Origin of the sequence: Polaribacter pacificus, assembly GCF_038024035.1 — a bacterium.
Taxonomy (GTDB): Bacteria; Bacteroidota; Bacteroidia; order Flavobacteriales; family Flavobacteriaceae; genus Polaribacter; species Polaribacter pacificus.
Genome location: NZ_CP150664.1, coordinates 1510314 through 1536085, shown reverse-complemented (window position 1 = coordinate 1536085; position 25772 = coordinate 1510314). Strand labels below are relative to the sequence as shown.

General features: G+C 34.0%; 17 protein-coding genes and 2 tRNA genes. 7 read left to right on the top strand and 12 right to left on the bottom strand.

The features are described from left to right. Window positions 1–12: 12 nt before the first annotated feature. On the bottom strand, window positions 13–5967 hold the full coding sequence (locus WHC90_RS06940; protein WP_188597754.1) for a PAS domain S-box protein: 5955 nt from the start codon (window positions 5965–5967) through the stop codon (window positions 13–15). Between the two features lie 410 nt (window positions 5968–6377). On the opposite strand from WHC90_RS06940, the gene WHC90_RS06935 reads away from it, so the two are divergent. Beyond that, window positions 6378–7865, top strand: a complete 1488-nt coding sequence (locus WHC90_RS06935) for a TlpA family protein disulfide reductase (protein ID WP_188597753.1) — start codon at window positions 6378–6380, stop codon at window positions 7863–7865. Between the two features lie 57 nt (window positions 7866–7922). Here WHC90_RS06935 and WHC90_RS06930 read toward each other — a convergent pair. Beyond that, window positions 7923–8004, bottom strand: a tRNA-Leu gene (locus tag WHC90_RS06930). Window positions 8005–8130: 126 nt separating this feature from the next. On the opposite strand from WHC90_RS06930, the gene WHC90_RS06925 reads away from it, so the two are divergent. The 3 genes from WHC90_RS06925 to pth all read left to right on the top strand — a co-directional run bounded on the left by WHC90_RS06925 (window position 8131) and on the right by pth (window position 10340). Further along, window positions 8131–9072: a ribose-phosphate pyrophosphokinase gene (locus WHC90_RS06925; protein ID WP_188597752.1), complete on the top strand. Its 942-nt coding sequence runs from the start codon at window positions 8131–8133 to the stop codon at window positions 9070–9072. Window positions 9073–9098: 26 nt separating this feature from the next. After that, a complete protein-coding gene (locus WHC90_RS06920; RefSeq protein WP_188597751.1) occupies window positions 9099–9677 on the top strand; it encodes a 50S ribosomal protein L25/general stress protein Ctc in 579 nt (192 codons plus the stop codon). A gap of 84 nt (window positions 9678–9761) precedes the next feature. Continuing rightward, entirely contained in the window at window positions 9762–10340 is a 579-nt protein-coding gene (pth, locus tag WHC90_RS06915) for an aminoacyl-tRNA hydrolase (RefSeq protein ID WP_188597750.1), read from the top strand. Between the two features lie 17 nt (window positions 10341–10357). Here pth and WHC90_RS06910 read toward each other — a convergent pair whose 3' ends face one another. The 3 genes from WHC90_RS06910 to WHC90_RS06900 form a co-directional block, all read right to left on the bottom strand. Beyond that, the gene (locus tag WHC90_RS06910) at window positions 10358–10810 is read right to left on the bottom strand and encodes a 6-pyruvoyl trahydropterin synthase family protein (protein WP_188597749.1); all 453 of its coding nucleotides are present in this window, start codon (window positions 10808–10810) and stop codon (window positions 10358–10360) included. Window positions 10811–10919: 109 nt separating this feature from the next. Next, window positions 10920–11690 carry an enoyl-CoA hydratase/isomerase family protein gene (locus tag WHC90_RS06905; RefSeq protein WP_188597748.1) on the bottom strand — a complete coding sequence of 257 codons (771 nt, stop codon included), beginning with the start codon at window positions 11688–11690 and terminating at the stop codon, window positions 10920–10922. Between the two features lie 20 nt (window positions 11691–11710). Beyond that, window positions 11711–13048: an MATE family efflux transporter gene (locus tag WHC90_RS06900; protein WP_188597747.1), complete on the bottom strand. Its 1338-nt coding sequence runs from the start codon at window positions 13046–13048 to the stop codon at window positions 11711–11713. A gap of 114 nt (window positions 13049–13162) precedes the next feature. Here WHC90_RS06900 and WHC90_RS06895 point away from each other — a divergent pair, with 114 nt between their 5' ends. After that, a complete protein-coding gene (locus WHC90_RS06895) occupies window positions 13163–13960 on the top strand; it encodes a universal stress protein (RefSeq protein WP_188597746.1) in 798 nt (265 codons plus the stop codon). An 8-nt stretch (window positions 13961–13968) separates the two neighbouring features. Next, a tRNA-Ala gene (locus WHC90_RS06890) sits at window positions 13969–14042 on the top strand. A gap of 13 nt (window positions 14043–14055) precedes the next feature. Here WHC90_RS06890 and WHC90_RS06885 read toward each other — a convergent pair. After that, complete coding sequence (locus tag WHC90_RS06885; protein ID WP_188597745.1) at window positions 14056–16812, bottom strand: PD-(D/E)XK nuclease family protein; 2757 nt, start codon at window positions 16810–16812, stop codon at window positions 14056–14058. 79 nt (window positions 16813–16891) lie between these two features. Between WHC90_RS06885 and WHC90_RS06880 the strand changes: the two genes are divergently transcribed. Beyond that, a complete protein-coding gene (locus WHC90_RS06880) occupies window positions 16892–17671 on the top strand; it encodes an amidohydrolase (RefSeq protein WP_188597744.1) in 780 nt (259 codons plus the stop codon). A gap of 62 nt (window positions 17672–17733) precedes the next feature. On the opposite strand, the gene WHC90_RS06875 is transcribed toward WHC90_RS06880, so the two are convergent. From WHC90_RS06875 to WHC90_RS06850, 6 genes are all read right to left on the bottom strand, one after another. After that, window positions 17734–18717, bottom strand: a complete 984-nt coding sequence (locus tag WHC90_RS06875; RefSeq protein ID WP_188597743.1) for an acyl-ACP desaturase — start codon at window positions 18715–18717, stop codon at window positions 17734–17736. 2 nt (window positions 18718–18719) lie between these two features. Then, window positions 18720–19448 (bottom strand): lysophospholipid acyltransferase family protein, encoded by a 729-nt coding sequence (locus WHC90_RS06870; RefSeq protein ID WP_188597742.1) that lies wholly within the window; start codon window positions 19446–19448, stop codon window positions 18720–18722. A gap of 47 nt (window positions 19449–19495) precedes the next feature. Further along, window positions 19496–19921, bottom strand: a complete 426-nt coding sequence (locus WHC90_RS06865) for a hypothetical protein (protein ID WP_188597741.1) — start codon at window positions 19919–19921, stop codon at window positions 19496–19498. Between the two features lie 100 nt (window positions 19922–20021). Next, window positions 20022–22685 carry a TonB-dependent receptor gene (locus tag WHC90_RS06860; RefSeq protein WP_188597740.1) on the bottom strand — a complete coding sequence of 888 codons (2664 nt, stop codon included), beginning with the start codon at window positions 22683–22685 and terminating at the stop codon, window positions 20022–20024. A gap of 219 nt (window positions 22686–22904) precedes the next feature. After that, window positions 22905–24473, bottom strand: a complete 1569-nt coding sequence (gene pgi / locus WHC90_RS06855) for a glucose-6-phosphate isomerase (protein WP_188597739.1) — start codon at window positions 24471–24473, stop codon at window positions 22905–22907. Between the two features lie 6 nt (window positions 24474–24479). Then, entirely contained in the window at window positions 24480–25772 is a 1293-nt protein-coding gene (locus tag WHC90_RS06850; protein WP_188597738.1) for a peptidoglycan DD-metalloendopeptidase family protein, read from the bottom strand.

Sequence of the window (25772 nt, the reverse complement as noted above, 5' to 3'; positions counted from 1 at the left end):
TTTTGGAGGAATTCATTTTTCTAATGATAGACAAATTTTAATTTTTGTACCAACATTTATTTCAGAAGTAATAATCAGCTCTCCATTCATGTTTTTAATGCGTTCTTTAACGGCGAATAAACCAAAACCAGATTCTGAACTTATAGTATTACTTAATGTTGAGGTATCAAATCCTTTTCCATTATCGGTGAGTATAACAGTAATTGTTTCTTCATCTTTTTCTAGATCTAATATAATTAAAGAAGCGTTTGCATATTTTATTGTATTTGTTACAGCTTCTTGAATACAACGAAATAGTAAAATTGATTTAAATTCATTTAGGCTACTAGTATCTGTATTGGTGTTAAACTCAAACTTAATCCCATATTGATTTTCAATAGTATCCGCAAACCAAGATAAGGTATCAATTATGCCTAGCTGATATAAGACAGGTGGTGAAAGATCGTAGGTTATTTTACGACTATTTTCTAAGGCGCTAGAAATGTGATCTTTGATAAAACTTAGATCTTCTTGAATGTTTTCTAGTTCTGTTTTTTTCTCCAATTCTGAAATTCGCATTTTCGAAATAACTAGAGATTGACTTAAGTGGTCGTGAATATTGGCAGCTATTTCTTTTTTTTGTTTTTCTTCAGTTAAAGAAAGTTCGGTGGTTAATTTTTGAAGAGAAGATTGATAGTCTTGAATTTCTTTTTTAGCCAACATCCATCTTGAAATATCTCTATTAGTAGTTACAAAAGAATCAGCTTGGCCTTTCTTAAATACTGGAGAAACAGACCCTTCTAACCAAACATAATGCCCGTTTTTATGACGAATACGGTACTCTACTGTGTTAGAACTTTTATCTTTTGAAACATTTTTATTGATTGTTTTTTTTATTTTTTTAACATCATCATTATGAATTAAATCTAAAAAATGTTTATCAGTTAGCTCTTCTTGCTTGTAGCCCAGTATATTTTCTACAGAAGGGCTAATATATTTAAGCTGATTGTTGATGTCTTGTAAAGTAATAATATCATTACTGTTATTTGCCAATAAGCGATAGGTTTCTTCTGCTTTTTTTCTATCAGTAACATCAGTCATGGCACCAACCATTCGAGTGGCCACTCCTTCATTATTTCTAATAACAACACCTTGGTCAGATACATATATAAGGCTTCCATCCTTATTAAATAACCGGTACTCTTTTTTCCATCGAGTGCATAAAGGGTCAGCGATTGCTTCTTCGATACTTTTCTGAATTTCGTCTTTGTCTTCAGGGTGAAAACTATCTTTCCAAAAATTTTCCTTATTCAAAAACTTTGAGACTTGGTCCCCGAATAACTGTTCAATGGCTTCTGAACGATAGAAGGTATTGTTGGCGATATCCCAATCCCAAATTACATCATTGGTTGCTTCGGTTACTTTTTCAAATCGTTCATTTGCTTGGAGTATTTCCTTCTCCGCCTGTTTTTTAGCTGTAATGTCAATATTAGTTCCTATCATTGTAATAGGCTCTCCAGAAACTTCATCCTTTATTACAATAGCATCTCCTTGAACGTGTCTAATGGACTTGTCAGGCCAAATAACTCGGAACTCCACATTAAGTTTTGAAAGGCCTTGTAGTGCAATTTGAACCTCCTCATTGGTTTTATCAATATCATCGGGATGAACTGTAGCAGCCCAAGTTTCGAACTTGCCATTAAAGTCTTTTTCAGTTATTCCAAAAATTTTAAACATGGTCTTGTCCCAAATGAGCTGGTTGTTTGGAATATCCCATTCCCATATACCAATATTTGCTGTTGTGGTCGCTAATCGCAATCGTTCTGAGGTCGAAATTAAATTTTCTTCAGCAATTTTCCGCTCGGTAATATCTAGAACTACTGCCAGAAAATTTTCATGTGTACCATGATTTATAAGCTGTAAATGAACCTCAACAGGGTAAACACTACCGTTTTTACGTTTGTGATTGGTAAAGAATACAATTCTATCTTTTTTGTGTTTTATTAACGGTGTAGTAAGTACATTAAATGATGCTTTTGTATAGTCAGGGATAAGATCAAGTGTGGTTAATGAGTGTATTTCTTCATTTAAATAGCCAAGATTATGTAGAGCACCTTTGTTTACATAAATAAATTCTAGGGTTCTCGAATCGAATATATAAATTTCGTTTAAGCTGTTTTCTAAAGTTGTGTATAAACTATTGCGTTCTTGCTCTGTTTTTTTTCGTTGGGTTACATCTTTAAAATAAATAGATAGCCCCTCATTAGATGGGTAGGCTGTAACCTCCAGCCATATATTTAAAGCTGGGTAATGTTCTTCGAAGTTAACCATCTTACCAGTCTCCATTGCTTTGTGATATTGGCGGTAAAACTCTAAATCTTTGGCATCTGGATATGCATTCCAAAGATTCTTTCCAATGATGTCATTTCTGCTTTTTCCAAGAGAAACTTCTGCTTGCTTATTCCAATAAGTAACCATCCAGTTTCTATCTACAGCAAAAAACGCATCCCCTATACTTTCTAATATATTTGCCTTTTCGGTAAGGACATTCTGGAGCTCTTCAGTGATTTTTTTAACCGCATGGATATCTTGAAAACTACCATAAACTCTTATGCTTTTTCCTTGAACTATTTTGCTTTTTCCCAGCACCCTAACCCATTGCTCTTTTCCTTTCGCTGAGATGAGTAAAATTTCTTCATCAAACTCAACGTTTTCTTCAAGTAGCGCAGTAAATGCTTTGCTCATTTGGATTTCACTCTCTTTGGTGCAGAACTCCAAACCAGCATTAAAACTAGCTTCAAAATTTTCATCAACCCCTAGAATCTCTCTCATTAACGGAGACCAATACATCATATCTCCCTTTTGACTAGTTAAATCCATTTCCCAACTTCCAATTCGTGCCATTTTGGTCGTTTGTTCAAGCATTTCTTGATTCTTAGCCTCTTGGGTGACGTCTAATATAATGGAGTTAAAAAGTATTGTACCGTCTGCTAAATAAGTAGGAGTTCCGTTGCCTAGATGGATTTTTAACTCACCATTTGGCATTACATATTTGAATCGATATGACCACTTTGATTTAGACGCTATAGATTCAGTAATACTTTGTTGAACCTTTTCAAAATTGCCGCCAAGCTTAATATTGTTCCAAACTAACTGATTGTCTTTCATTACTTCGTTAGCAGAAAACCCCCATACTTTTTTTGAACCTGCACTAACAGATTTTAAGACGTCAGTTCCATCAGGATAGATAAGGTACTGAAACACTACTCCAGGTAAATTATTGGCAAGTGATTGCAGTCTATTTTCAGCTTGTTTTACGGTGTTAATATCTTGAAAACCACCGTATAATCGAATGCATTTGCCATTTTTAAATTCGGCATCACCAATAGAGCGAACCCATAATTCATTCTTATTTGCTGTGATGATTACCGCTTCAAAATCCCAATTTTTTTGGTGAGCAATGGCGTTTTCTATCTTTGATTGAACCATTTCCCGAAAATCCTCCCTGTAAAAGTTGATTGCTTCTTCCAAGTTTGGATTGTAGAGATTTGGGTCTGTTTCATGCATCTTGTGCACTTCATCAGACCAATAGAGTGTTTGTTTAATTAAATCTACTTCCCAGCTTCCAATTTGGACGAGCTTGCCAACTTGCTGGTTTAATTCTCTCAGTTTCTTTTCTTCAGAGATATCTTTACCTACAGCATAAATAATACTTTGCTCAGGTAAGGAAGTAGCAGTCCAGCTCAACCAAACTACTTTACCTTCCTTTGTAATGTAGCGGTTTTCAAAATTAGTAAGGTTTTCACCACTATACAATTTAGTTTGTTGTGCCACAGTAAGCAGCAGATCTTCTTCATGAACAAATGACTTTACTGGACGTGAGTAAATTTCATCAAATGAATAGCCTAATATCTTTAATCCAGCAGGATTTATTCGCTTTATATAACCATCAAATCCAGTTACACAAATCATGTCTGGTGTGAAATCAAATATCTGAGAAAGCTCTATTTCGATTTGCTTTCTACTCAACTCAGAGCCAACTACTGTCTCTAAGTTTAGAAATAGTTCAGAACTCACATTAAGAGCAGACTTTGCTTTTTCTGTCCCTATCAAAAGACCGCCTATTATCTCATTATTATGAGTTAATGGAACACCAATAAATGTTTTAATTCCTGCTTTATTTGCAGCTGATTTTCGCTTAATCAAGTCCCAATTATCACCTTTAGCTTCGCAGATCACTGTTTTGTTATTTTGCATAACCTGACCTGCTAGACCATCATTTATGCGTATTGTATTTGTGTCATTGGATGCTTTTAAAAATGCTTTACCAGCTTTGCCCTTTGCGTAACTAGCTGCTAGATTAAGCGTTATAGTATCAATTGCAGGCAACCAAATTTCAGCAAAACTAAAATCATCAAATCGAGCAATTTCCTTACATAGATCTAGTAAGCAGGGAGATAAGCCTTTGTTGATGTTTTGATTAAACGTCTTACTTATTTTAGCGATGAGGTTCTTTTCAAACTCTTCATTTTTTTGTTTGGTTACGTCACTTATAACATCCACAATTCCTCCAATGGAAGGGTCATGTATCAGGTTGGTAATAACAGCACTAACCCATCTCCATGAACCATCTTTATGTTTGATTCTTGAAGTGTGCCCCTGTATAGAAACACCCGGATTCTTCATAGCTTGTGATATGGCCTTCGCAGAATTATCTCTATCCTTTGGATGAATTAGTTCCCAAATATCCAGGTTTATTGTTTCTGATGCTGTGTAGCCTATAATTTCATTTATTCCCTCAGAGACAAAGATTGTCTCACCTTCTGGAGAAATTATGGTGATACAGTCGGTACTGTTTTGGATTAGTTTTTCAAATCTTTTTTTAGTTTGAGCAATCCGTTCTTCCTGCTCAATTTTATCTGTAATATCCCTTGAATTAATAACAATGCCATTAATTGCTGAATTATCTAACATGTTTGTTAATACCGATTCAACCCATCTCCATTCATTTTTATTATTTTTAGCACGATAAGGTTTCATTATTAGCCTATCTACTTTGGTTGATTTTTCAAGCTCAGCTAATGTTTGGCTAATATCATCGGGGTGAACAAAGTCAAATGCATACTTCCCAATAAATTCTTCAGGTGGAATACCAGAAATAGCTTTGATTGAAGGACTCATATACAAATAACATCCTTCAGTGTCTAAGACAGCTACTAAGTCAAATGCACCTGACACTAACGCTTTAAATCGTTGCTCATTTTTCTTAATTTTATCTTCCTGCTCAATTTGTTCTTTATTATCTCTAGCTACACAATAGAATAATTTGGTTGTAGCATCCCATCTTGAGGACCATAAATTATAGGCAATTTCACCATTTTTCTTTTGATATCGATTAGAAAAGGTTTTTATGTCGCGCCCACCTTCGATAGCAGTTGCAGTTTCTTCGGTTTTTAATTTATCATTTTCTAGAGTTAACTCTATATAGGGCCTCCCAATTAACTCATCGGGCTTGTAGCCCCACAGTTTTTGGGCAGCTGAGCTTACATAAACAAATTCTCCTTTTTCATTGATGGTGCAAAAAACATCTAACGAAGCATCTAATAATCGACTAGCTTCATTTGTGTGTTTTATGGTTGATGCACTATTTTTCCATCGGCACGCAACAGCAAAGATTTTTTTATCATCATCTAGTAAAGGTTCAAAAGAAGTGCAGCCATTTTTAGTTTCTTCTAACGCTGGATCATAAAGCTGGTTATCGACTTCGAAAGACGATCCGCTTAAAGCCTTTTTATAGTATGATTTCCATTTTTTTGCATCATTTAAAAGAAAGACAGGTTTGTAAAGCTCTGGTGTTTTTCCTGTGATTGTTTTTAGTGCACTTAAGTAGGCTTTATTTGCGTAAATTAATTGAAGGTCAAGATTTACGATCCAAAAAGAATCTTTACTTTGGTCTAATGCAGTATTTGTTAACTGAGTATAATTCATAAAGATTGAAGTGTTGAACGCAATTAAAATACAAAAAATTTTACATCAAACCAAAAGAATGTGTTTTTATGGTATGCTGTAATAATTTGATATTTAAAGAGTTATAAATTTTTATTGAAAAGAATTCAAAACTGCATAGTTTTTTAGGTTTTCTTTAGATTAAGGGTGGGTATTAAAGTAAAAAACCTCAACAGAATGTTGAGGTTTTTAGTACTCGAGGTGGGAATCGAACCCACACTCCCGAAAGAACTGGATTTTGAATCCAGCGCTATCTTGTTGTTTATTTTTTGTAGTTTTTTTATCCTATTTTTGTTACTGTCTGTTACAGACAAAATTAAATAAGATGAGTGTAAAGCTTAGAGAAAGAAAAAGAGTAGACAAGTTCTTATAATCCTAATAACTAACTTAGAATGAAAAATAAAATAAAATATTTTACAGCTATTTTTTCAGTATTACAATTATTTATTTCTTGTGATAATAAATCGGTAGATAAAGATGATACTAAAATAGTGGTGACTGGAAAAGTTGAAAACCTGAAGGATACTACAATTGTTTTTTCCTATTATGAATATGATTTTTTAAAAGACCTTGCTCGCCAAGAAGTTAAATTTGATAGTGACGGTTCTTTTAAAATGAAAATGGAAAAAACAGCAGCTTTAAAAGGGTGGTTTTCCTTTGGTAAGGTTCCAATAACTGAAGTGTTTCAGCTTAAAACTGTTAAGAATAAAGACACAATAATGAAAACGGAGACTTACGATTTTAGAATGATTTATCTTTATTTACAACCTGGAGATAGTTTACACTTAACTGTTGATGTAAATGATATAAAAAACACATATAATTTTACGGGAGAAAATGCAGCTCAAAGTATATTTGTAAATCAAGAAGAGTATCGTTTTAACAATTATAAAAGTAAATTTTTAAGGAACTATTATAATTTGGTAAACAGAGGGCCTGATGAGTATAAGCAAATAGCTGATGAGTTATATCAGAATAAATTAGCATTTTTAGATGACTTTTCGAGTTCTCATAAGTTAAGTGATGATTTAATTGCTTTTTATAAAGCAGATTATAAGGCAACAAATGTTGGTTCAAAAATTAATTATCCAGCAATGCATGCTAGTTATACTAATAAAGAAGAAACAGTTCTTCCAGAAGATTATTATAATTTTTTAGAAACAGTTAAATTAGACGGAAGTATAAGTAAGCACGGTACTGGTTATTTTTATAATTTAAGAACCTACTTAAAAAAGAAGTATGATTTTGAGAAATCTTCAAATAAAGAAATCCCTGAATTTTACGATTGGTTAGAAACTGAGCTATCTGAAAAGAATAGATATGAATACATGGCCTATGCTTTACCAGGTGATTTTTCGAAAAAAGTATATGATCATTTTGATAGTAATAGTCCTTACCCAGAAATGGCTAAAGCTGTAAGAATAAAGTATAAAGATTCAGAAGGTATGTTAGAGGGAAGTCAAGTGCCTAACATTTTATTTGAAGATACCAATGGAGGTAAGGTGGCGTTGAATGATCTTCAGAATCAATATGTGTATATAGATTTATGGGCTACTTGGTGTGGTCCTTGTATAAAAGAGATCCCATATCTTCAAAAGGTTGAAAAAGCATATCACGGCAAGAATATACGCTTTGTCAGTGTGTCTGTTGATTCTGAAAAAGATAAAGAGAAGTGGAAAAAATTTGTTAAAGATAAATCACTTAAAGGCACACAACTATATGCAGATAGTGTTGCTCACAATATTATTAAAAAGGTTTTTAGGGTTAATACCATTCCAAGATTTATATTATTAGATACAAGAGGTAAGGTGGTTTCGGCTAATGCACCAAAGCCATCTGACTCTAAATTAATCGATTTATTTGATAAAAATAATATATAGCATACTATTATAGTAGATAAAAAAACCTGACAATTAACTAATTGTCAGGTTTTTTTGTACTCGAGGTGGGAATCGAACCCACACTCCCGAAAGAACTGGATTTTGAATCCAGCGCGTCTACCAATTCCGCCACTCGAGCAATTCTTAAATTGGACTGCAAATTTAAAAAATATTTTTAGTTTATCAGCATAAAAAACACTCATCTCACTAAATATTTTTATTTTTGTCATTCACAACACACAAACTAATAACAAAACCCAACTAAATGCCTACAAATCAACTTGAACCAAAAATTTTTGCTTGCTCACAAAGTGTAGAATTGGCTGAGAAAATTGCCAAAGAATACGGAAGTCCACTAGGGGAGGTTACAGTAACTCATTTTAGCGACGGAGAATTTCAACCTGCATTTGAAGAATCAATTAGAGGAAGAAGAATTTTTATTATTGGTTCTACGTTTCCAACAGCAGATAATTTAATGGAAATGTTGTTAATGATTGATGCTGCTAAAAGAGCATCAGCAAGACACGTAACAGCTGTAATGCCTTATTTTGGATGGGCAAGACAAGACAGAAAAGACAAACCAAGAGTTGCTATTGGTGCAAAATTGGTTGCTAATTTATTACAAGCTGCAGGAGCTACAAGAATCATGACCATGGATCTGCATGCAGATCAAATTCAAGGATTTTTTGAAAAGCCAGTGGATCATTTATTCGCTTCAACCATCTTTTTGCCGTATGTAAAATCGTTAAAGTTAGATAACCTAATGATTGCATCGCCAGATATGGGTGGGTCTAAAAGAGCCTATGCATACTCTAAGTACTTAGATTGTGATGTAGTGATTTGTTATAAGCAACGTAAAAAAGCGAATGTCATTTCTCATATGGAGCTCATCGGCGAAGTAACAGGAAAACATGTTATCTTGGTTGATGATATGATAGATACAGGAGGAACTCTTACAAAAGCGGCAGATTTAATGATGGAGAAAGGTGCTTTAAGTGTCCGTGCAATTTGTACACATCCAATCTTATCTGGGACCGCAATTGAGCGTATAGAAAACTCTAGCTTGGTTGAGTTAATTGTTTCTGATACAATTCCTTTAAAAAGAGAAAGTTCTAAAATAAAAGTTGTATCTTGCGCCCCTTTATTCGCTGATGTGATGCACAAGGTTCAGTCCAACACATCCATTAGTGGACAATTTTTAATGTAAATAAATAACCATAATTAAAACAAGTAATGAAGTCAATTACAATCAAAGGATCTCAAAGAGAAAGCGTGGGTAAAGTAGCTACTAAAGCCTTACGTAATGCTGGTCAGGTACCTTGCGTTATATACGGAGGAGACAAGCCTATGCATTTTTCAGCAGAAGAATTAGCATTTAAAAAATTAGTGTACACTCCAAACGTTTATACAGCAACGATTGAATTAGGAGGAGAGAAAATCATCACTACATTACAAGACATTCAGTTTCACCCTGTAACAGATAAAATCTTACACGTAGATTTTTATCAATTGTTTGAGGACAAAGAAATTTCGATGAACATTCCAGTAAAATTAGTTGGAAAATCGAAAGGTGTTGCTACTGGAGGTGCATTACGTCACAACTTACGTAAATTAAAAGTAAAAGCTTTACCAGCTAACTTACCAGATGTTATTGAAGCAGACATCACAGAATTACAAATTGGAAACAAATTGGTTGTTCGTTCTTTACAGAATGACAAATACACAATTATGCATCCAGAAAATACTGTGGTTGCTCAAGTAAGAATGTCTCGTAACGCAACTAAAGTAGCTGCTGAAACAGAAGAAGAATAAAATTCATTCTATTTATAATAGCAAAAAGCGTTACAGTTATGTAACGCTTTTTTTTATTTTTGCAATAGACTAAGGAAAGACTTAATGAAAAAATTTTTAATTGTTGGTTTAGGTAATATTGGTGAAAAGTATACCAATACAAGACACAATATTGGTTTTCAAATATTAGATGCACTTGCCAAAGATGAAGGTGCTGATTTTGTTACTGAAAAGTTAGGAGATCGGGCAGAGTTTCGTTTTAAAGGAAGAACTTTTATCTTGTTAAAACCAAGCACTTATATGAACTTAAGTGGTAAGGCTGTTAAGTATTGGATGGATCAAGAAAGGATAGCCATAGAACAACTACTTGTGGTTACGGATGATTTAAATATTGATTTTGGAACCATCAGAATTAAAGCAAAAGGAAGTGCTGGAGGACACAATGGTTTAAAAGATATTCAAGAAAAATTAAATACAACAAACTATCCACGATTTCGTTTTGGTGTCGGAGCTAATTATTCTAGAGGGCGTCAGGTTGATTTTGTCCTTAGTCAATGGGATAAAGAAGAAACAAGCATGTTAATAGAACGAATTCCTGCCTCTTGTAAAGCCATTTTATCTTTTGGTACCGCAGGTTTAGCCAATACCATGAACACCTTTAACGGAAAAGGCGATAATATTTAAAATAATTGTTTTCTAAATTACTGATTGTCAGAAGCATACCATTCTGCAAAGCTGGTTTCTGTCTCTTGAAGTCTTACAGAAAACAATTGAATGTTTTGAGGTAGGCGTCCCTTGATTTTTTTAGCAAAATCAATCACCATCATTTCGCTGGTGGGTTGATAATCAACCAAAATTACATGATGATCTCTGTCTTGTAATTCTTTTGCCAACTCTATATGAGGTGTGTTTTTATTAAAGACTGTTGCATGATCAAACACATCGACAATTTCTTCTTTTACAATTTTTTTTAGGTCTGTAAAATCAATCACCATACCATATTTTACTTGGGTGGAGTCTGAAATGGGTTTCCCAATAACAGTAACAGATAGCTTATAACTGTGCCCGTGGACATTTTTACACTTTCCGTCGTAGCCATAAAGGGCATGACCTGTTTCAAAGTTAAACTGCTTGGTGATTCGGATAGTACCCATAAGCTTATTTTTTTGCTTTAAATTTATTGTAAAAATACATGATTGCTAAAACCACAGCCAATCCTAAAAATAAATAATCTGGACCCATATTTAATGTTTTTGTGAGTTGTTATTTTTTAAATTTTGCCAATGCTTTTTTTGTAAAATCGGATAAAACCAATTTGCCAGAAATTTGTGCTCGCTCTATTAATAACGTATCCCAATTTTCTGTGTTTTTCCATAAGATTTTTTTCATTTCAGCTAAGGCTTCTAAATTATAGTTGGCCAATTGTTGGCTAAGGATGTCTACTTCTTTATAGAGCTCTTCTTGAGTTTCAAAAACCTTAGCATACAAACCTTTTTCTTTGGCCCAATAAGCATTTTTCCATTCGGTAGCTGCAAGACTTAGCTCTGTTAAACCAGCCAAACCCATTTTTCTTTCTACTGCAGGAGCAATTACAAAGGGGCCAATACCGATGCTAAGTTCAGACAATTTAATTGCTGCTGCTTCAGTGGCCAAGGTATAATCACAGGCAGCTGCAAGCCCTACACCTCCACCAACAGTTTTTCCTTGTACAGCACCAATAATTAATTTTGAGCAGGTTCTCATGGCATTGATAACATTTGCAAAACCAGCAAAGAATTTTTGCCCATCTTCTAAATTAGTAATGGCCACTAATTCATCAAAAGAAGCACCAGCACAAAAGGCTTTTTCTCCTTCAGATTTTAAGACAATTACCGCTACTTCTTCGTTCTTAGAAAGCAGGTTAATTTCTGCCGTCAATCTGGCCAATAAACCACTTGGAAATGAATTGCTTGCAGGGTGCCCAAACTCTAGGGTTGCCACCTTATTTTGAATACGAGTATACAAACTCCCTTCGATTCTATTGGTTGTGCTCATGGATTAATCTTTGGTCAAATTTAAGGCTTTTGAATTAGGGGTAAAAACATTCTTCTAAATTTAAAATATAAAAAGATTCCTCTAAAAAAGATCCAAACGGTAAATGCAATCCAAATAGCGTAGAGTTTCCAGTCAAGCCAATCAAAAAATAATAAGGTAGGGATAAACCCAAAACCAGTTGCAATAAGCAGTACATTTCTAAGGTATTTCATTTGTCCCAAACCTTTAAAAGTTCCATCAAAAATAAAGGTCATAGCACAGAGTGGTTGCATGAGTAGAATAACCCAAAAAACAGTATAAAATTCTTTTAATACTAGAGGGTCTTTTGTGAAAATTAATCCAATTTGGTTGTAAAACACACTTCCCATCACTATAAAAATAAGACCGAGAATTGCTGCGTAACGCAGTAGTTTCTTATTGAGTAGCCACAAGCTGTTGTATGATTTTTGCCCATATAATTTTCCGGAAAGGATGTTTCCAGCACTCGAGTAGCCATCAATCATAAAGGCGCCTAACAACCACAAATTTAACCCGATTGTATAGGCTGCTATGTATTCTTTGCCATATCCTGTTGCATAAGCTGTACCAAAATACAAAGCAGTGTTCAGCGCAAGGGTTCTAATAAAAAGGTTCCAAATCATATAAAGAAGTCTTTTTATTTCTGGATGAAAAGGTAAGCTCACACGCAAAGGAATGCTTGTTTTTTTTACGAGTAAAATAGCAGAAATTACAGCCATTACTATTTGGGCAAACACACTGGCGTAGGCAGCTCCTTTAATATCCATGGCGGGGATCCAGCCTTCAATTCCATAAACTAAAATAATGTCCAAAACAATGTTTAGCAAAGCTCCAATAATGGCAACGATCATTGGATAGTAGGTGTTTTGTAAACCTCTAAAAGCTCCAAAGATAGCAAAGGTGAACAAAGAAAAAGGAAACCCAAAAACTCTAATTTGGTAATACTCTATACAGTACTGTAAAATGAGGTTATCAGCATTGTAAAAACGAAATATACTGCTAGCAAAAGGATAACTAATACCTAGAATTATAAGGCTTAAAAGCACGATAATTAAGATGGCCTGACTGGGTAGGTTTTTTATTTCATCCAATTTATCAGCTCCTAAATACTGAGATACGATTGCAGAAATAGCACTTCGAGTTTGTCCAAAAACCCAAATCAGCATAGATATAAAGGCACCAACGATTCCAACTGCTGCTAAAGATTCAACAGCATTGTATTCAATGTTTCCAATAATGGCTGTGTCTGTTATAGACAATAAGGGTTCTGCAACACCGGCAATGAGCGCTGGTATCGCTAATTTGTTGATACTTTTAAAGTCGATAGGGGTTTTGTTCATAGGGTAAAAAAAGCCATTGAAACCAACTAAATTTTAACAAATGTTATATTTAGGTTGATTACTTTTGCAATTCATTAAAATTATGTAATTTCCTTTTCTCAAAAAAAACAATTCATGAAAAATATTCTTGTTCCTATCGGTTCTAGTGAAAATTCCATCAATACCCTTCAATATGCAATAGATTTTGCTAGCACTATTGGTGCTAATATCTATGTGCTTAGGGCATATAAAGCCTTTTCTAAAGCTGGAACGATGGTTGATGTAGACGCAATTTTAGAAAGAGAAACTAATTTGTATTTAAAATCTGTTATCAATTCAACCAACCGAAGGGGATTAGATATCAAATTGATTTCTGCCAATAGTAATGTATTAGATTCAATAACTTCTGTTGATAAAAAAATAGGAATCGATTTAATTGTGATGGGACCAAAGAGCAACTCAATTAAAGAAGAAGTTTTCTTAGGAGGTACTTCAGGTAGTGTAGTAAAACAATCTAGTATCCCCGCTTTAATTGTTCCAGAAGGCTATGTGTTTAAACCTTTTGAATCTGTGTTAACAGCATTTAAGTCTGGGGTTGTTACAGAGAAAAACGTTTTAGAACCTTTGCAGTTTTTAATGAAAACTTTTAATCCTGTTGTAAATTTATTGTTGGTTAAAACTCCAGGGTATTCAGATGAGGATTTGGTTTTAGATAGCCAGCTAGAAGCTGTAAAATCATCATTAACTGTTACAGAAAATGCCACTACATTTCAAGGTGTTTTAGAACATTTTCAGGCAAATAATCCTGATTTATTGTGTGTTTTTAGAAGAAAGCGAGGGTTTTTCACAAAATTATGGGAGAAGAATACCATCCTAAAAAAAGAATTTCACTGTAGTATTCCATTATTGGTCTTAGGCGAAAAGAAAAAATAAGTATAGCTGGGGATGTAGCTCAGTTGGCTAGAGTGCTTGACTGGCAGTCAAGAGGTCGTGGGTTCGAATCCCATCTTCTCCACAAAATAATGACCCTACGGGGTCATTTTTTTTATCAATTTTTCTTCGAAAGGAATTTCTGGATTGTAGATTTCTAAAATTAGAGTTTCCATTGCATGTACAAATTCTGCTAACTTTTCTGGTGTAATTATTACCTCTGCTGGTTTTCTACCTTCTGCAAAATTTACTTTTATAAAGCCTTCATTTAAATTTTTAAAAGAAACAATCCCTGCTTCGAATGGTTTTTCAGGGTTGTAGTTTGGAGACTTGCTGTATAAAAAAGCGTAGAGAAGTACCTGGATAGCCTTGCTATATTTGTCATCGTTAATAGTCGATACATCGCTGATTTTTAGATTGCTTGCCGTTACTTTTCCTGTTTTGTAATCAATAATTCTCAAAACATCATTTAGTTGATCTATTCGATCTACATTTCCGTGTAGTTTAATCGGGAAAGGAATGCCTTTTACCTGTATTGTCGTATCTAAAGTTTGTTCGGTAGCAATGATTTTTAGTTTATTTCCCTGAGCAACTAGTTTCTTTTCGTTTTTGATAAATCGTTTTACAAATTGTTTGGCAACTTCAAAAATTAGCTTGTTTTTTCCGGTAAGAACTGCACTTTGATGAAAATGTTTTTTAAAATAAAAATGTATGGACTCATCAATTTTTGTCTCCATACTACTAAAATGGTCAGTGCTTAATAAACTGCCAATATAAGGTTTGTAAAGTGCTTCAAGCGTTTCGTGGACTATCGTTCCAAGGGTGTTTGCAGCCACCGTTTCTTCTACCGCGTCTAGCTCTTTAATAGCAAGTACTTTTTGCTGATAAAAATCTAATGGGTTTCTAAGGTAACTAGTTAGTGATGATGGCGAAATACCCTTTTTTGCTAGCTCTTTAAGCTTAGCCATCACAAATTCTGATTTTTCTATGCGTTTTAAATTCGTCTTTTCTGTTCGTACCTCTGGACTTATCTGAACAGTAGTTAGGGCTGGTTTTAATTGATTTAGTTGTGCTATAAACCTACTTTTTTCTCCAGCTCCAAAGCTATCACTTTCTGAATTATAGAGTAGGAAGATGTTTTTTGCTCGCTGTAACAATCTAAAAAAATGGTAAGAAAAAATTGCATCTTTTTCTTTAAAAGTAGGAAGCCCATAAGCCACTTTGACATCAAAAGGAATAAAAGAGTTTTGCTTGTTTCCAGCAGGGAGGACTCCTTCATTTACTGAGCTAATGATTAGGTTTTCAAAGTCTAGAACACGTGTTTCTAACATGCCCATTAATTGCAAACCCTTTAAAGGTTCACCTTCAAAAGACAGGCTTTCGCTAGCAATGAGCTGGTTAAATAACTGCTGTAAACCTTTTAAACTTTGCAGATATTTATAGCTGCTCTGAAGTTCTTGTAATTGTGTAAAAATTTTATAATATCTAAATAAGTATTCTTTTTCTATAGCACTTACCTCTTCTTTTAAAAACTGAATAAGTAAAAGTAAGCGATCAAAAAAGTGTTCTATACTTGTTAGTGGATCAAAAATAGCTAATATTATCTCTTTTTTCTTAGGCTCAAGTGGGTCTAGACAATTAGCAATATATGCTTGACTGATAAAAACCTCATTATTTTTTGCAATGCGAGTGGCAATGACTAAACTAAGATTTCCACTAGGAATATTTAAGGTATTAAAAAGCAATGGGTGTTTTAAAAGGTCGATGACATCTTTGTAATAGAATCCATTTGATACTTTCTTTTGTAAGCTTTCTTGGGATAAAAACACCTTAAAAATCAATGAAAATAAAAGGGTAGAGGGCAGGTCTTTTAAAGGATATCCCATGGTAATATTAATGCCTTCTATCTTTTTTGGCAATGCGTTCAGTGCCAGGGGCAATAGGCTTTCATCAGCTAAGACGACTGCTGTTTTCTGAAAAGATTCAAAAGAATCTAAGAGTTCGCCAATATATTTAAATTGACTGCTATTTTTTGAAGCCCCAATTACTTGAATATTTTTTGGAGTATCAAAAGAATTTGTAACAGTTTTTAGTTCATTCTTTTCATAATATTTCCAGCTCTTTTTGTACTGTCTAATAAAATGCCCTGCCTGATGTTTATCCTTTAAAAAAGCGCTATCAATATCCCAATAGACCTTTGCCTGTTCTGTAGCCAAGACGGTTTGAAAAATCAATTCTTCTGCTTTGTTTAAGGCATTAAAGCCTAAAAAAATCAATTTTTTTTCTGGATTCATTTTACAAAAGGAATCGATTTTTTTAGCAGCCTCTCTGTACATTAATCCTTGATAACCCCAATTTTTCTCTAGTAAATATTGGTACAATTCTGTATAATATTCTCCAAGTTTTTCCATAAAAGAAAAATGACTTTTCATTAGAGGAGTACTTTGCATAGGAGTTTTAAGATCCCAATTTTTAATGCGTTGGATGTCTTTTAAGTAATTAAAAATACCTTTTGGGTCAACTAAGTGTTGATCAATTTCATTAAAATCTTGAAGTGCAGTAACCGCCCAAGAAGCAAATATATCAAAAGACTCTGGTTTTGCTGTCTTCTTCTGATAGCAGTGGTAAAAATGAAAAAGTAAAGGAACTGCTTCGACCTTGTTGATATGAGAAACACGTGAAATAAAGGTTTCAATATTTAAAATTTCTGGCAAAAAACCACTGCTTATTTTATCCTGAATGGCTTTTTTTAAAAAGACACCAGCTCTTTGTGATGGAAGTATAAAAATACTATTTTCAAAAGTATTTTGACTTTTTAGGATGTCGTCTAAGGTTTCAGAAATGAATGATTGCATGGATTGCCAACTGATAATTTGAACAAACAATGTACAAAAAGCCGAGTTCTTTTACTTACTTTGTTAAAAAATAATTTTTATGAGTTTAACCTTGCAGATTGCTTTAGTGCAAACCGATTTGTTTTGGGAATCCCCCAAAGAGAATTGCAACCAATTAACAGTTCAACTTGCTGAGCTTCCTAATACTGTAGATTTAATTGTCTTACCAGAGATGTTTACTACTGGGTTTTCTATGGAGCCAACAAAACTGTATGAAACTATGGATGGACCTACTGTTAAGTGGATGCAGGAACTAGCCAAGCAAAAGGCAGCGGCGGTTATGGGTAGTCTTATTATTAAAGATCAGGAGCAGTTTTTTAATCGACTGTTATTTGTAGAGCCCACTGGAGCAATAACTAGTTATGATAAAAAACACGGATTTAGTTTGGCAGGAGAAGATAAGGTATACACACCTGGAGTTTCAAGGCAGTTGGTACACTATAAAGGCTGGAGGATTTGCCCGCTTATTTGTTATGATTTGCGCTTTCCGGTTTGGGCTCGTAATACAGTTGATTATGATCTCTTAATTTATGTTGCCAATTGGCCCGTTCCGAGAATAAATGCATGGAACACTTTACTAAAAGCAAGAGCTATAGAAAACATGAGTTATTGTGTTGGGGTCAATAGAATTGGAGTTGATGCCAATGGCTATGAATATTCAGGAAATTCTATTGCTATAGATTATCTAGGATCTCCTTTAACGGAGGTTTGCGAGCATAAAGCAGCAGTGCTTATCACAACACTTTTAAAAGAACCGATGATGGCTACCCGACAAAAATTAGGATTTTTAAATGATCGAGATAGTTTTGTAGTAGACTAATTACTGTATAATAAAAAAGCCGTCAATCTTAGATTGACGGCTTTTTTATATCTGTGTTTATTTTAAACGATAGGATTCATCCATTTAAAATCATATTTGGTATCTGGAACCACAATTCTTTCTGTGATTCTATACATACGATCTGGAAGCTTTAACAAATAATCTCTTGCTTTTTCTGCTTCAGGACTTAGGTTGGTTAATTTGTCAATTTCCCAAGTGGTATTTAGCTTTTTAAGGATGTCTACATAGTCAAAACCAGTATAAACCCCTACGCGTTGTGCGACAGTAGAAAATTGATCAAACAAGGTTCCTTTGTTGTTAAACGATTCTCTCAGGTGTACTGCAGGCATGACAATCTTATGCTTCATCATATGTTGAAAAGCTAGCATCATTTCGTTTGGATCTATTTTAAAGATTTCTTTAACAAACTCTGCATAGGCTATATGATGGCGCATTTCATCACCAGCAATAATTTTAGACATTTTAGCCAAGGCCTTGTGCCCTTTGCTTTTGGCGATTTTTGCTACGTTATTATGAGAAATATAGGTTGCAAGTTCTTGAAAACTAGTGTAAACAAAATTCTTATACGGATCAGATGCAGTACCGATGTCAAAACCATCAGCAATTAAATGTTGGGTGGTAATTTCTACCTCACGCATGTTTACACGTCCAGACAAATACAAATACTTATTTAAAACATCACCGTGACGATTTTCTTCTGAGGTCCATGCTCTTACCCATTTTGCCCAACCGTTATCTGGATGTTGACTAACTCCATCAAGGTCTAATAGCCAAGACTCATAAGTAGGTAAAGCCTCTTCGGTAATAGTATCACCTACTAAAACTACCCAAAAGTCGTCATCCAATTCTTTCGAGATTTCTTGAATTTCTCTTACTTCATCAATGAAGCTATCTTTTTGAGAATTAGGCAAAAAATCAGTTGGCTGCCAAATTTTTTCAGGCGTGATTAAAAACTTATCTACAAATGTATCGATGTTTTTTTCTAAGGTTAACATCACCTCTTTTCTTATGTTGTGTACAGACATATTTATTGGATATGATTGGTGACCGCTGTTTCTACTTCTTTCATTAATTCATCAAACGGTAATGAATCTATTTTTATAGGTTTGTGTGTAGTAATGCTAATAGGACTTCCTAAACCCAAAGGAAATTTGCCATATTTAAATACTTTCCACGAATTGTTAATGGTCAAAGGTACAATATATCCGTCAGGATTGTATTTGGTTATCATTTTTAATCCATTTGTAGAAAAAGGCTTTGGCTTCCCCGTTCTACTTCTGGTACCTTCTGGGAAGATAATTGCCCCCCATTTTTTTTCGCGGATTCTTTTAGAAAATCGTCCAAGCTCAGTAAGTGCTTGTTTTGCATCTTTCCTGTTGATAAGAGCCGCGCCTCCGTGTCTTAAATTGTATGAAACACTTGGTATGCCTTTACCCAACTCGATTTTGGCAACAAATTTTGGGTGATGCTTTCTAAAAAACCAACCAATTGGAGGGATGTCAAAAGTACTTTGGTGGTTTGATACAAATATTAAGCTGGTATCTTCTGGTAATGTGTGTTTGTTGATCAATCGGATAGGAATCCCCAAGATTAGTAAAGACTTAACCAAAAAAAAGTTTAGTGCTGCCACAACTTTATCATGTGCTTTATGGCCAAAAACATTTAAGCTTATCCATTGTAGCGGGTGAAAAATCACTAACAACAGAAAAAAGACAAGGATAAATATTGGAGATATTATATAACTTAAAATTTTCATTTTTATATTTAAAAAAATCCTAAGAAAAACTTAGGATGTGAGTGTTCTTATTTAAACCATTGATTCCAGGGAATTCTTGCTAATATCAACAAGAAAGCGATGCCATAGAAAATGGCAAAGGTTTTAAATTTAGCAGTGTCAGTTGTTTTCTTTTTGTGTTTAGACCAACCAATAGTAATTAAGACAATAGCTATGATCATCATTAGAGGATGCTCTAGAGCTAACAATCTACTTTCTGAGTTACCCATTACAGCAGTGCTATCAGCTTTCATTGCTTTGTACCAAGGACTCATAAAATACCAACCCAATCCGATTAATAATTGAATATGTGATACGATTAAGGTAAACAAACCTATGCGTAAATCTTTATCGGTAAAGGCTCTTTTTTTTTGAAGTGCTAAGAGTGCATTAATAACTGCGAAGGCTAAAAAAAGCACCACTAAATAGGCCCAATAAGAATGTATTTCTTTCATGATCTTGGTTTTATTTTTTAAAGGAGTAAATATACAGAATTTTAGTCATAAAAAAACCACCTCAAAAGAGGTGGTTTTAAAAATGTATAGTTTTAATTTCTTAGAAAGAAAACTTAAAAGAAGCATTCCAAGTTCTTCCGTAACCAAAGTATACTCTGTTGTTTACATCTATACCATCATAGGTTGTGCTACCTGCAGTTGCATGGATGTTTGTGTAACCATCAGAAATATATCTCGTGTCTAAAACGTTGTTTACGTTAAGTCTGAAACGAGCATTAACTTTTTCTCCAAAGTTAAATTTGTATGATACTCCTGCATCTAATAAAGAATGACTAGGAAGTTTTAAAGATCCAGCATCATTATCAGCTTGTGAGGTAAAAGAAGAAGCGCTAATTGTTGGGTATAAATTTGTTGCGTAAAAATTGCTAATATCAAATTTTAAGTCATCTGTAGCTCTATATGTAACTCCAATTCTTGCTGTAGTTTGAGCAGCATCACCAACTTTAACTCCATCTAAATAAAAAGTTGTTCCACTAGCTCCAACAACATTATTGTTTTGGTCATATTCTGTACCAGTTACATTACCTACATATTGGAAATTACCTAAAGAAAGCATTCCATCAATAGTGAATTTTCCATAATATGCATTTGCTTCAAATTCTAATCCAGTGTGAACTTGTTCAATTCCTGAGAAATCAACAAAATTTCCTGGTGCAGAACCACCTGATCTTTGGTATCTGTCTTTCCATGAAGTTCTATATGCATTTACTTTTACATTGTAGTTTTCATTTCTAAAACCATAACCTAACTCCAATCCTACGATTTTTTCGTTTGTTAACCCAGTATTGATGTCGTTGTTGTTATAGTTTGGGTAAACAGCGTCAAAGAAAGGTTGTTTAGAATAGTAACCTGCATTTCCAAAAACATTATGCTCTTCATTAATGTTCCAGTTCATTCCCCCTTTTATGTTTCCTCCTAATAAGCTTTCAAAGCTTGATTTTTGACTACCAACTAGCAAGTTGAAATAATCAACTCTTTGGAATGCTTGTTGAGAAACACCAGCTTGTACAAAAGCAGAAATATTATCTTTAGAATATTCAACTTGTCCAAAAGCTCCTAACCAACGAACGTTACCATCATTATAGTACTCAATTTTTTGTTGATTGGTAATATTAGCCCAAGGATTAAAACTTGGAGAAGGATCTACAAAACTTGTAATATTTCTGTTAGGATTGTTTACATCTCTGTTGTCAGTATATCCTGTAGCTCCTAAAAGATTAGAAACAACTCTGTAGTGAATTCCTTGGTAAGTTCTTGCATCTATACCTAAGTCCCAGCTTAAGTTTTCGTTTGCTTCTTTATGGAAGTTAGCAATAAGACCATACCAGTTATGAGAGTTCATAGAAGCTCTACGTGTTAAACCGTTATTTCTATCATTAACTGTACTAACTCTATCTGCTCCAAAATCAGCTACAGTACCACCTGCATTCCACTTTGCGATATCGTCAAAACGAACTTGACCAGCTGCATCTCTTAATCTAAAATCATAATCACGGATACCGTTTACATTTCCAATTGGACCTGATCCACCTCCACGTCCCCATGAAGCGTAAAGAACAGTTGATAAACTTGCATCGTCAGAAATTTTCCAGTCATAGTTTAAAGACATAACTGGTTTGTGGTAAAAGTTTCTTCTTAAAGAAAATTCTTCTCCATTATACATTCCCCAAGCTGGATTGAATTTTCTGCTAGGTTCATCTGCAGTTCCAAACTGTTGGTATAATGATAGTTTTTCAGCATAACTACGTTGGTGATGCCATTGTGGTGCACCAGTAAATGTAAACTCAATTGAGTGCTCATCATTAAATGTGTAACCAAGACCAATAAAATAGTTGTGTCCTAAAAATTTAGTACCATCAACATAACCATCTCCTTGAGTTCTGCTTAATAAAAAAGAAGCAGATAATCCGTTGTCTAATTTACCTGTAGAATAAGAAGCCAAATATTTCATATATCCGTCATTTCCAAAACTAGCAGTTACATTTCCTCCTTGTTTTTGTTCAGAAGTCTTTGTAATAACGTTTACAGTACCTCCAACAGACGAAATTGCCAATTTAGAAGAACCTAAACCTCTTTGTACTTGCATTGCAGAAGTTACATCAGAAAGTCCAGCCCAGTTAGACCAATAAATAGAACCATTTTCCATGTCATTTACTGGAACACCATTAATCAATACAGCAATGTTCTCTTGACTAAATCCTCTAATATTAATTCTAGCATCTCCAAATCCACCACCAGATTTGGTAGCGTATACAGAAGGAGTAGATTTTAAAATTTCAGGAAATTCCTGAGACCCTAATTTTTCTTCTATTTCATTTGCTTTAATCGTTGAAACCGCTACAGGAGTTTTTCTGTCTTTGGCAACATCAATTACACCTTGGATAACAACTTCCTCTAAAGTGTTAGAGTCTTCAGTTAATTGAATAGTCCCTAAATTACTTTTTGATGAAGTAAATGCTACTTCTTTAGTTAGGTATCCAATAAACGAAATCAATACGACACCAGAGTCGGTGTTTGCGTTTAAAACAAATTTCCCATCAAAGTCTGATGATGTTCCATTTGAGGTTCCTTTTACTTGAACACTCGCACTTGGTAATGGTTGACCAGATTCGTCAACAACTTTACCAGTGATTTTTGATTGTCCAAAAACTGTAGCAACTGTAAAAAACAATGCAACTACTAATAAATTTTTAAAATTTTTCATTTTTAAATTTTACGTTATTAAATGTTATGCAAAAATCCCTCTTTTTACACTTCCCAATGTTAAGTTAATGTTAATTATTAACATAAAATTAAGAAATATAAATTTAGCTTTTTTAGGGTTAAATTCTGTTTATCAGAGAATTAAATATTAACAGGGTTGTTAACAAATGAATATTAAAAGTTAAAATTTTAACGAGAAATAAAAAAACAGACAATTTTTTTATTGATTTAAATAAGTATTAGCCAATTCTTTTCCTAATTCTACACCAAATTGATCAAAACTATAAATATTCCAAATAATGCCCTGAGTAAAGATTTTATGCTCGTAAAGTGCAATTAATTTGCCTATAGATTCTGGAGTTCTTTTTTTGATAATTAGTGAATTACTAGGTTTGTTTCCCTCAAAGACTTTGTAAGGAAGTAGCTCTGAGATTTGGTTAACTTTTCCTTGAAATTTAAGTTCTAAGTGTGCGTCTTGAATGCTTTTTCCAAAAGCCAATGCGGTAATTTGTCCTTGGTAATTGGCCATTAGTTTTTTGTGCTGATCTTTTCTTCCGCTGCAAGATTCTTTAAAGCCAATGAAATCTGCAGGTATTAGTTTGGTGCCTTGATGAACCAATTGCATGAATGAGTGTTGTACATTGGTTCCAATACCTCCCCAAAGAATACTTCCAGTTTGGTAGCCTATTTTTTTACCAGCTCTATCTACGCTTTTCCCATTGCTTTCCATAGAAGCTTGCTGCAAATAAGGGACCAGATTTTCTAAGGCCTGCGCATAAGTCAAGACAAGTTCCGTTTCACAATCAAAAAAATTAGTGTACCAAATACCTATTAAAGCCATAAGTACAGGGATGTTTTTATTAAAAGGGGTACTTTTAAAATGTTCATCCATTTCATTGGCGCCTGCTAAGAGTTGTTTAAAATGCTCAAAACCTAGAGACAAGGAAATTGTAATTCCCACGGGACTCCAAAGTGAAAAACGACCACCAACCCAATCCCACATCGGTAGGATATTTTTTGGAGCCACACCAAATGCTGTAACAGCTTTTGTATTTGTAGAGACTGCTATAAAATGTTTGGCGATGTCTTTTTTAGTTGCAGATTTTAAAAACCATTCTTTAGCACTTGTTGCATTGGACAATGTTTCTTGAGTGCTAAAAGTTTTTGAGACGATCACAAACAAGGTAGTTTCTCTATTTAATTTTGCTAAAACAGACTCCAAATGATCGCCATCAACATTTGATATAAAATGCGTGTTTAAATGATTGGAGTATTCTTGCAAGGCAGTCACAACCATTTGTGGTCCCAAATGAGACCCGCCAATACCAATATTTACGATGTCTGTAATTGCTTTGCCAGTAGCTCCTTTCCATTTGCCAGAAACCACGTCATTTGTTAGGCTTTCCATTTGCTTTAAAGCAGCTGCTATTTCTAAGCGAATGTTTTTTCCGTCAACCCATAAAGGAACTTCTGAATTTGATCTTAAGGCTGTGTGTAATACGGCCCTTTGTTCTGTGCTATTAATAATATCGCCATTAAAATAACTTGCTATTGCATTAGGTAAGGCTACTTCTTCAGTTAACTCAGTTAAAAGGTCAAGGACTTCTTGATTGAGTCTGTTTTTAGAATAATCAAAAAAGAAATCTTCAAAATCAATAGTAAAGTCTGTTGCTCTGTTGGGGTGGTCTTTAAAAAAATTGATGAGGTGTTTTTCTTGTATTTCCAGAAAATGCTCATTCAGTTTTTTCCAGGCAATTGTAGTTGTTGGATCAATGTTTTTTAAAGCCATTTTTGATTAGTTTTGAAAAGCGACAATGTTTGTTGTAGGCAATATCAACTCTTCTATTTCTTTTTTATAAGTAATGTTGTCTAATTGTGTTTTTAGAGGTTTAATGTGGGTGAAAAAGGTAGGTCTTTTTTCCTTTTTAAGGGGTTCAGCGGCAGGTAGTTTCTCTTTAAGTGGATCTACTTGGCGTCCATTTTTCCAGAAGCGATAGCACACATGGTTTCCGCTGCTGCTTCCAGTAGAGCCTACAAAACCAATAATGTCACCTTGTTTTACGTACTGCCCTCGTTTTACATTTCTTCTACTCATATGTAAATACTGAGTAGTGTATGTGCTGTTGTGTTTAACCTTAACATAATGCCCATTTCCGGTTTTTCTGTAGGCTGATTCAGTTACAACTCCGCTGGCAGTTGCCATGATTGGAGTACCGTAATTGGCCGCGAAATCAGTACCTTTATGTGGCTTTACCTTGTTGTTGTAAAGGGCAATTTTTCGGGTTAAGTTGTATCGAGATGAAATTCTATATTGAAACTTAATAGGTGATTTTAAGAATTGACTTCGTAGCATGTTTCCGTCTTCATCATAATATTCTACAATGCCTTTTTTAGGGTCAGGAACAAAACGATAGGCATACAAATCTTTACCTTTATGGTTAAAAACAGCGGCTTTGATTTTTCCGTAGCCAACAAAAGTATCATCATCTATATATTGTGCTTCGTAAACAATCTTAAAACTATCTCCTTTTTGAAGCTTTAAGAAATCTAAAGTCCAAGCGTAAATGTCTGCAACTTCATTCATTAAATTTGAATTAATCCCCAAACTATCCATTGATTCTGAAAAGCTAGAATAAATATGACCAATGGCTTCTTTTTCTACAGTTTTAATCTCTTTACGATATTTGTAGCTGTGTATAATCGAGTCATTAAACTCTACAACAGTTGCAATTGACTTAGTGTTTTTATAGATAAATACTTGAGCTTTTTGAGTTGAATCTTTTGAGGCTAAAATTATATATGGTTTTCCGGCTCTTACCATACGAACATCAAAAGTGTCTTTAACTTTTGTTGCAATTTTATTGATAATTGGGTAATCCACATGATAACGATCTAAAATAACGCCAAAACTTTCTCCCTGTTTGATAGTGTCATGAAACACTGTGTAATCATCCAGTTTAAATCCGTATTTCTGAACAATTTTTGGCACTTTTACAGTTGCGCTAAGTTCATTTTGTGGTGGTGTAATTTCTGATTTACAAGAAACCAATAGAAAAACAATTGAAAAGATGGACAATAAATTTTTCAA

Bases quoted from the DNA above. Each gene is read 5' to 3' on its own strand.
- WHC90_RS06935 (WP_188597753.1), top strand. From the start codon at position 6,378: ATGAAAAATAAAATAAAATATTTTACAGCTATTTTTTCAGTATTACAA.
- pth (WP_188597750.1), top strand. From the start codon at position 9,762: ATGAAAAAATTTTTAATTGTTGGTTTAGGTAATATTGGTGAAAAGTAT.
- WHC90_RS06880 (WP_188597744.1), top strand. From the start codon at position 16,892: ATGAGTTTAACCTTGCAGATTGCTTTAGTGCAAACCGATTTGTTTTGG.
- WHC90_RS06910 (WP_188597749.1), bottom strand. From the start codon at position 10,810: ATGGGTACTATCCGAATCACCAAGCAGTTTAACTTTGAAACAGGTCAT.
- pgi (WP_188597739.1), bottom strand. From the start codon at position 24,473: ATGGCTTTAAAAAACATTGATCCAACAACTACAATTGCCTGGAAAAAA.
- WHC90_RS06885 (WP_188597745.1), bottom strand. From the start codon at position 16,812: ATGCAATCATTCATTTCTGAAACCTTAGACGACATCCTAAAAAGTCAA.
- WHC90_RS06875 (WP_188597743.1), bottom strand. From the start codon at position 18,717: ATGTCTGTACACAACATAAGAAAAGAGGTGATGTTAACCTTAGAAAAA.
- WHC90_RS06870 (WP_188597742.1), bottom strand. From the start codon at position 19,448: ATGAAAATTTTAAGTTATATAATATCTCCAATATTTATCCTTGTCTTT.
- WHC90_RS06895 (WP_188597746.1), top strand. From the start codon at position 13,163: ATGAAAAATATTCTTGTTCCTATCGGTTCTAGTGAAAATTCCATCAAT.
- WHC90_RS06920 (WP_188597751.1), top strand. From the start codon at position 9,099: ATGAAGTCAATTACAATCAAAGGATCTCAAAGAGAAAGCGTGGGTAAA.
- WHC90_RS06905 (WP_188597748.1), bottom strand. From the start codon at position 11,690: ATGAGCACAACCAATAGAATCGAAGGGAGTTTGTATACTCGTATTCAA.
- WHC90_RS06940 (WP_188597754.1), bottom strand. From the start codon at position 5,967: ATGAATTATACTCAGTTAACAAATACTGCATTAGACCAAAGTAAAGAT.
- WHC90_RS06860 (WP_188597740.1), bottom strand. From the start codon at position 22,685: ATGAAAAATTTTAAAAATTTATTAGTAGTTGCATTGTTTTTTACAGTT.
- WHC90_RS06900 (WP_188597747.1), bottom strand. From the start codon at position 13,048: ATGAACAAAACCCCTATCGACTTTAAAAGTATCAACAAATTAGCGATA.
- WHC90_RS06865 (WP_188597741.1), bottom strand. From the start codon at position 19,921: ATGAAAGAAATACATTCTTATTGGGCCTATTTAGTGGTGCTTTTTTTA.
- WHC90_RS06925 (WP_188597752.1), top strand. From the start codon at position 8,131: ATGCCTACAAATCAACTTGAACCAAAAATTTTTGCTTGCTCACAAAGT.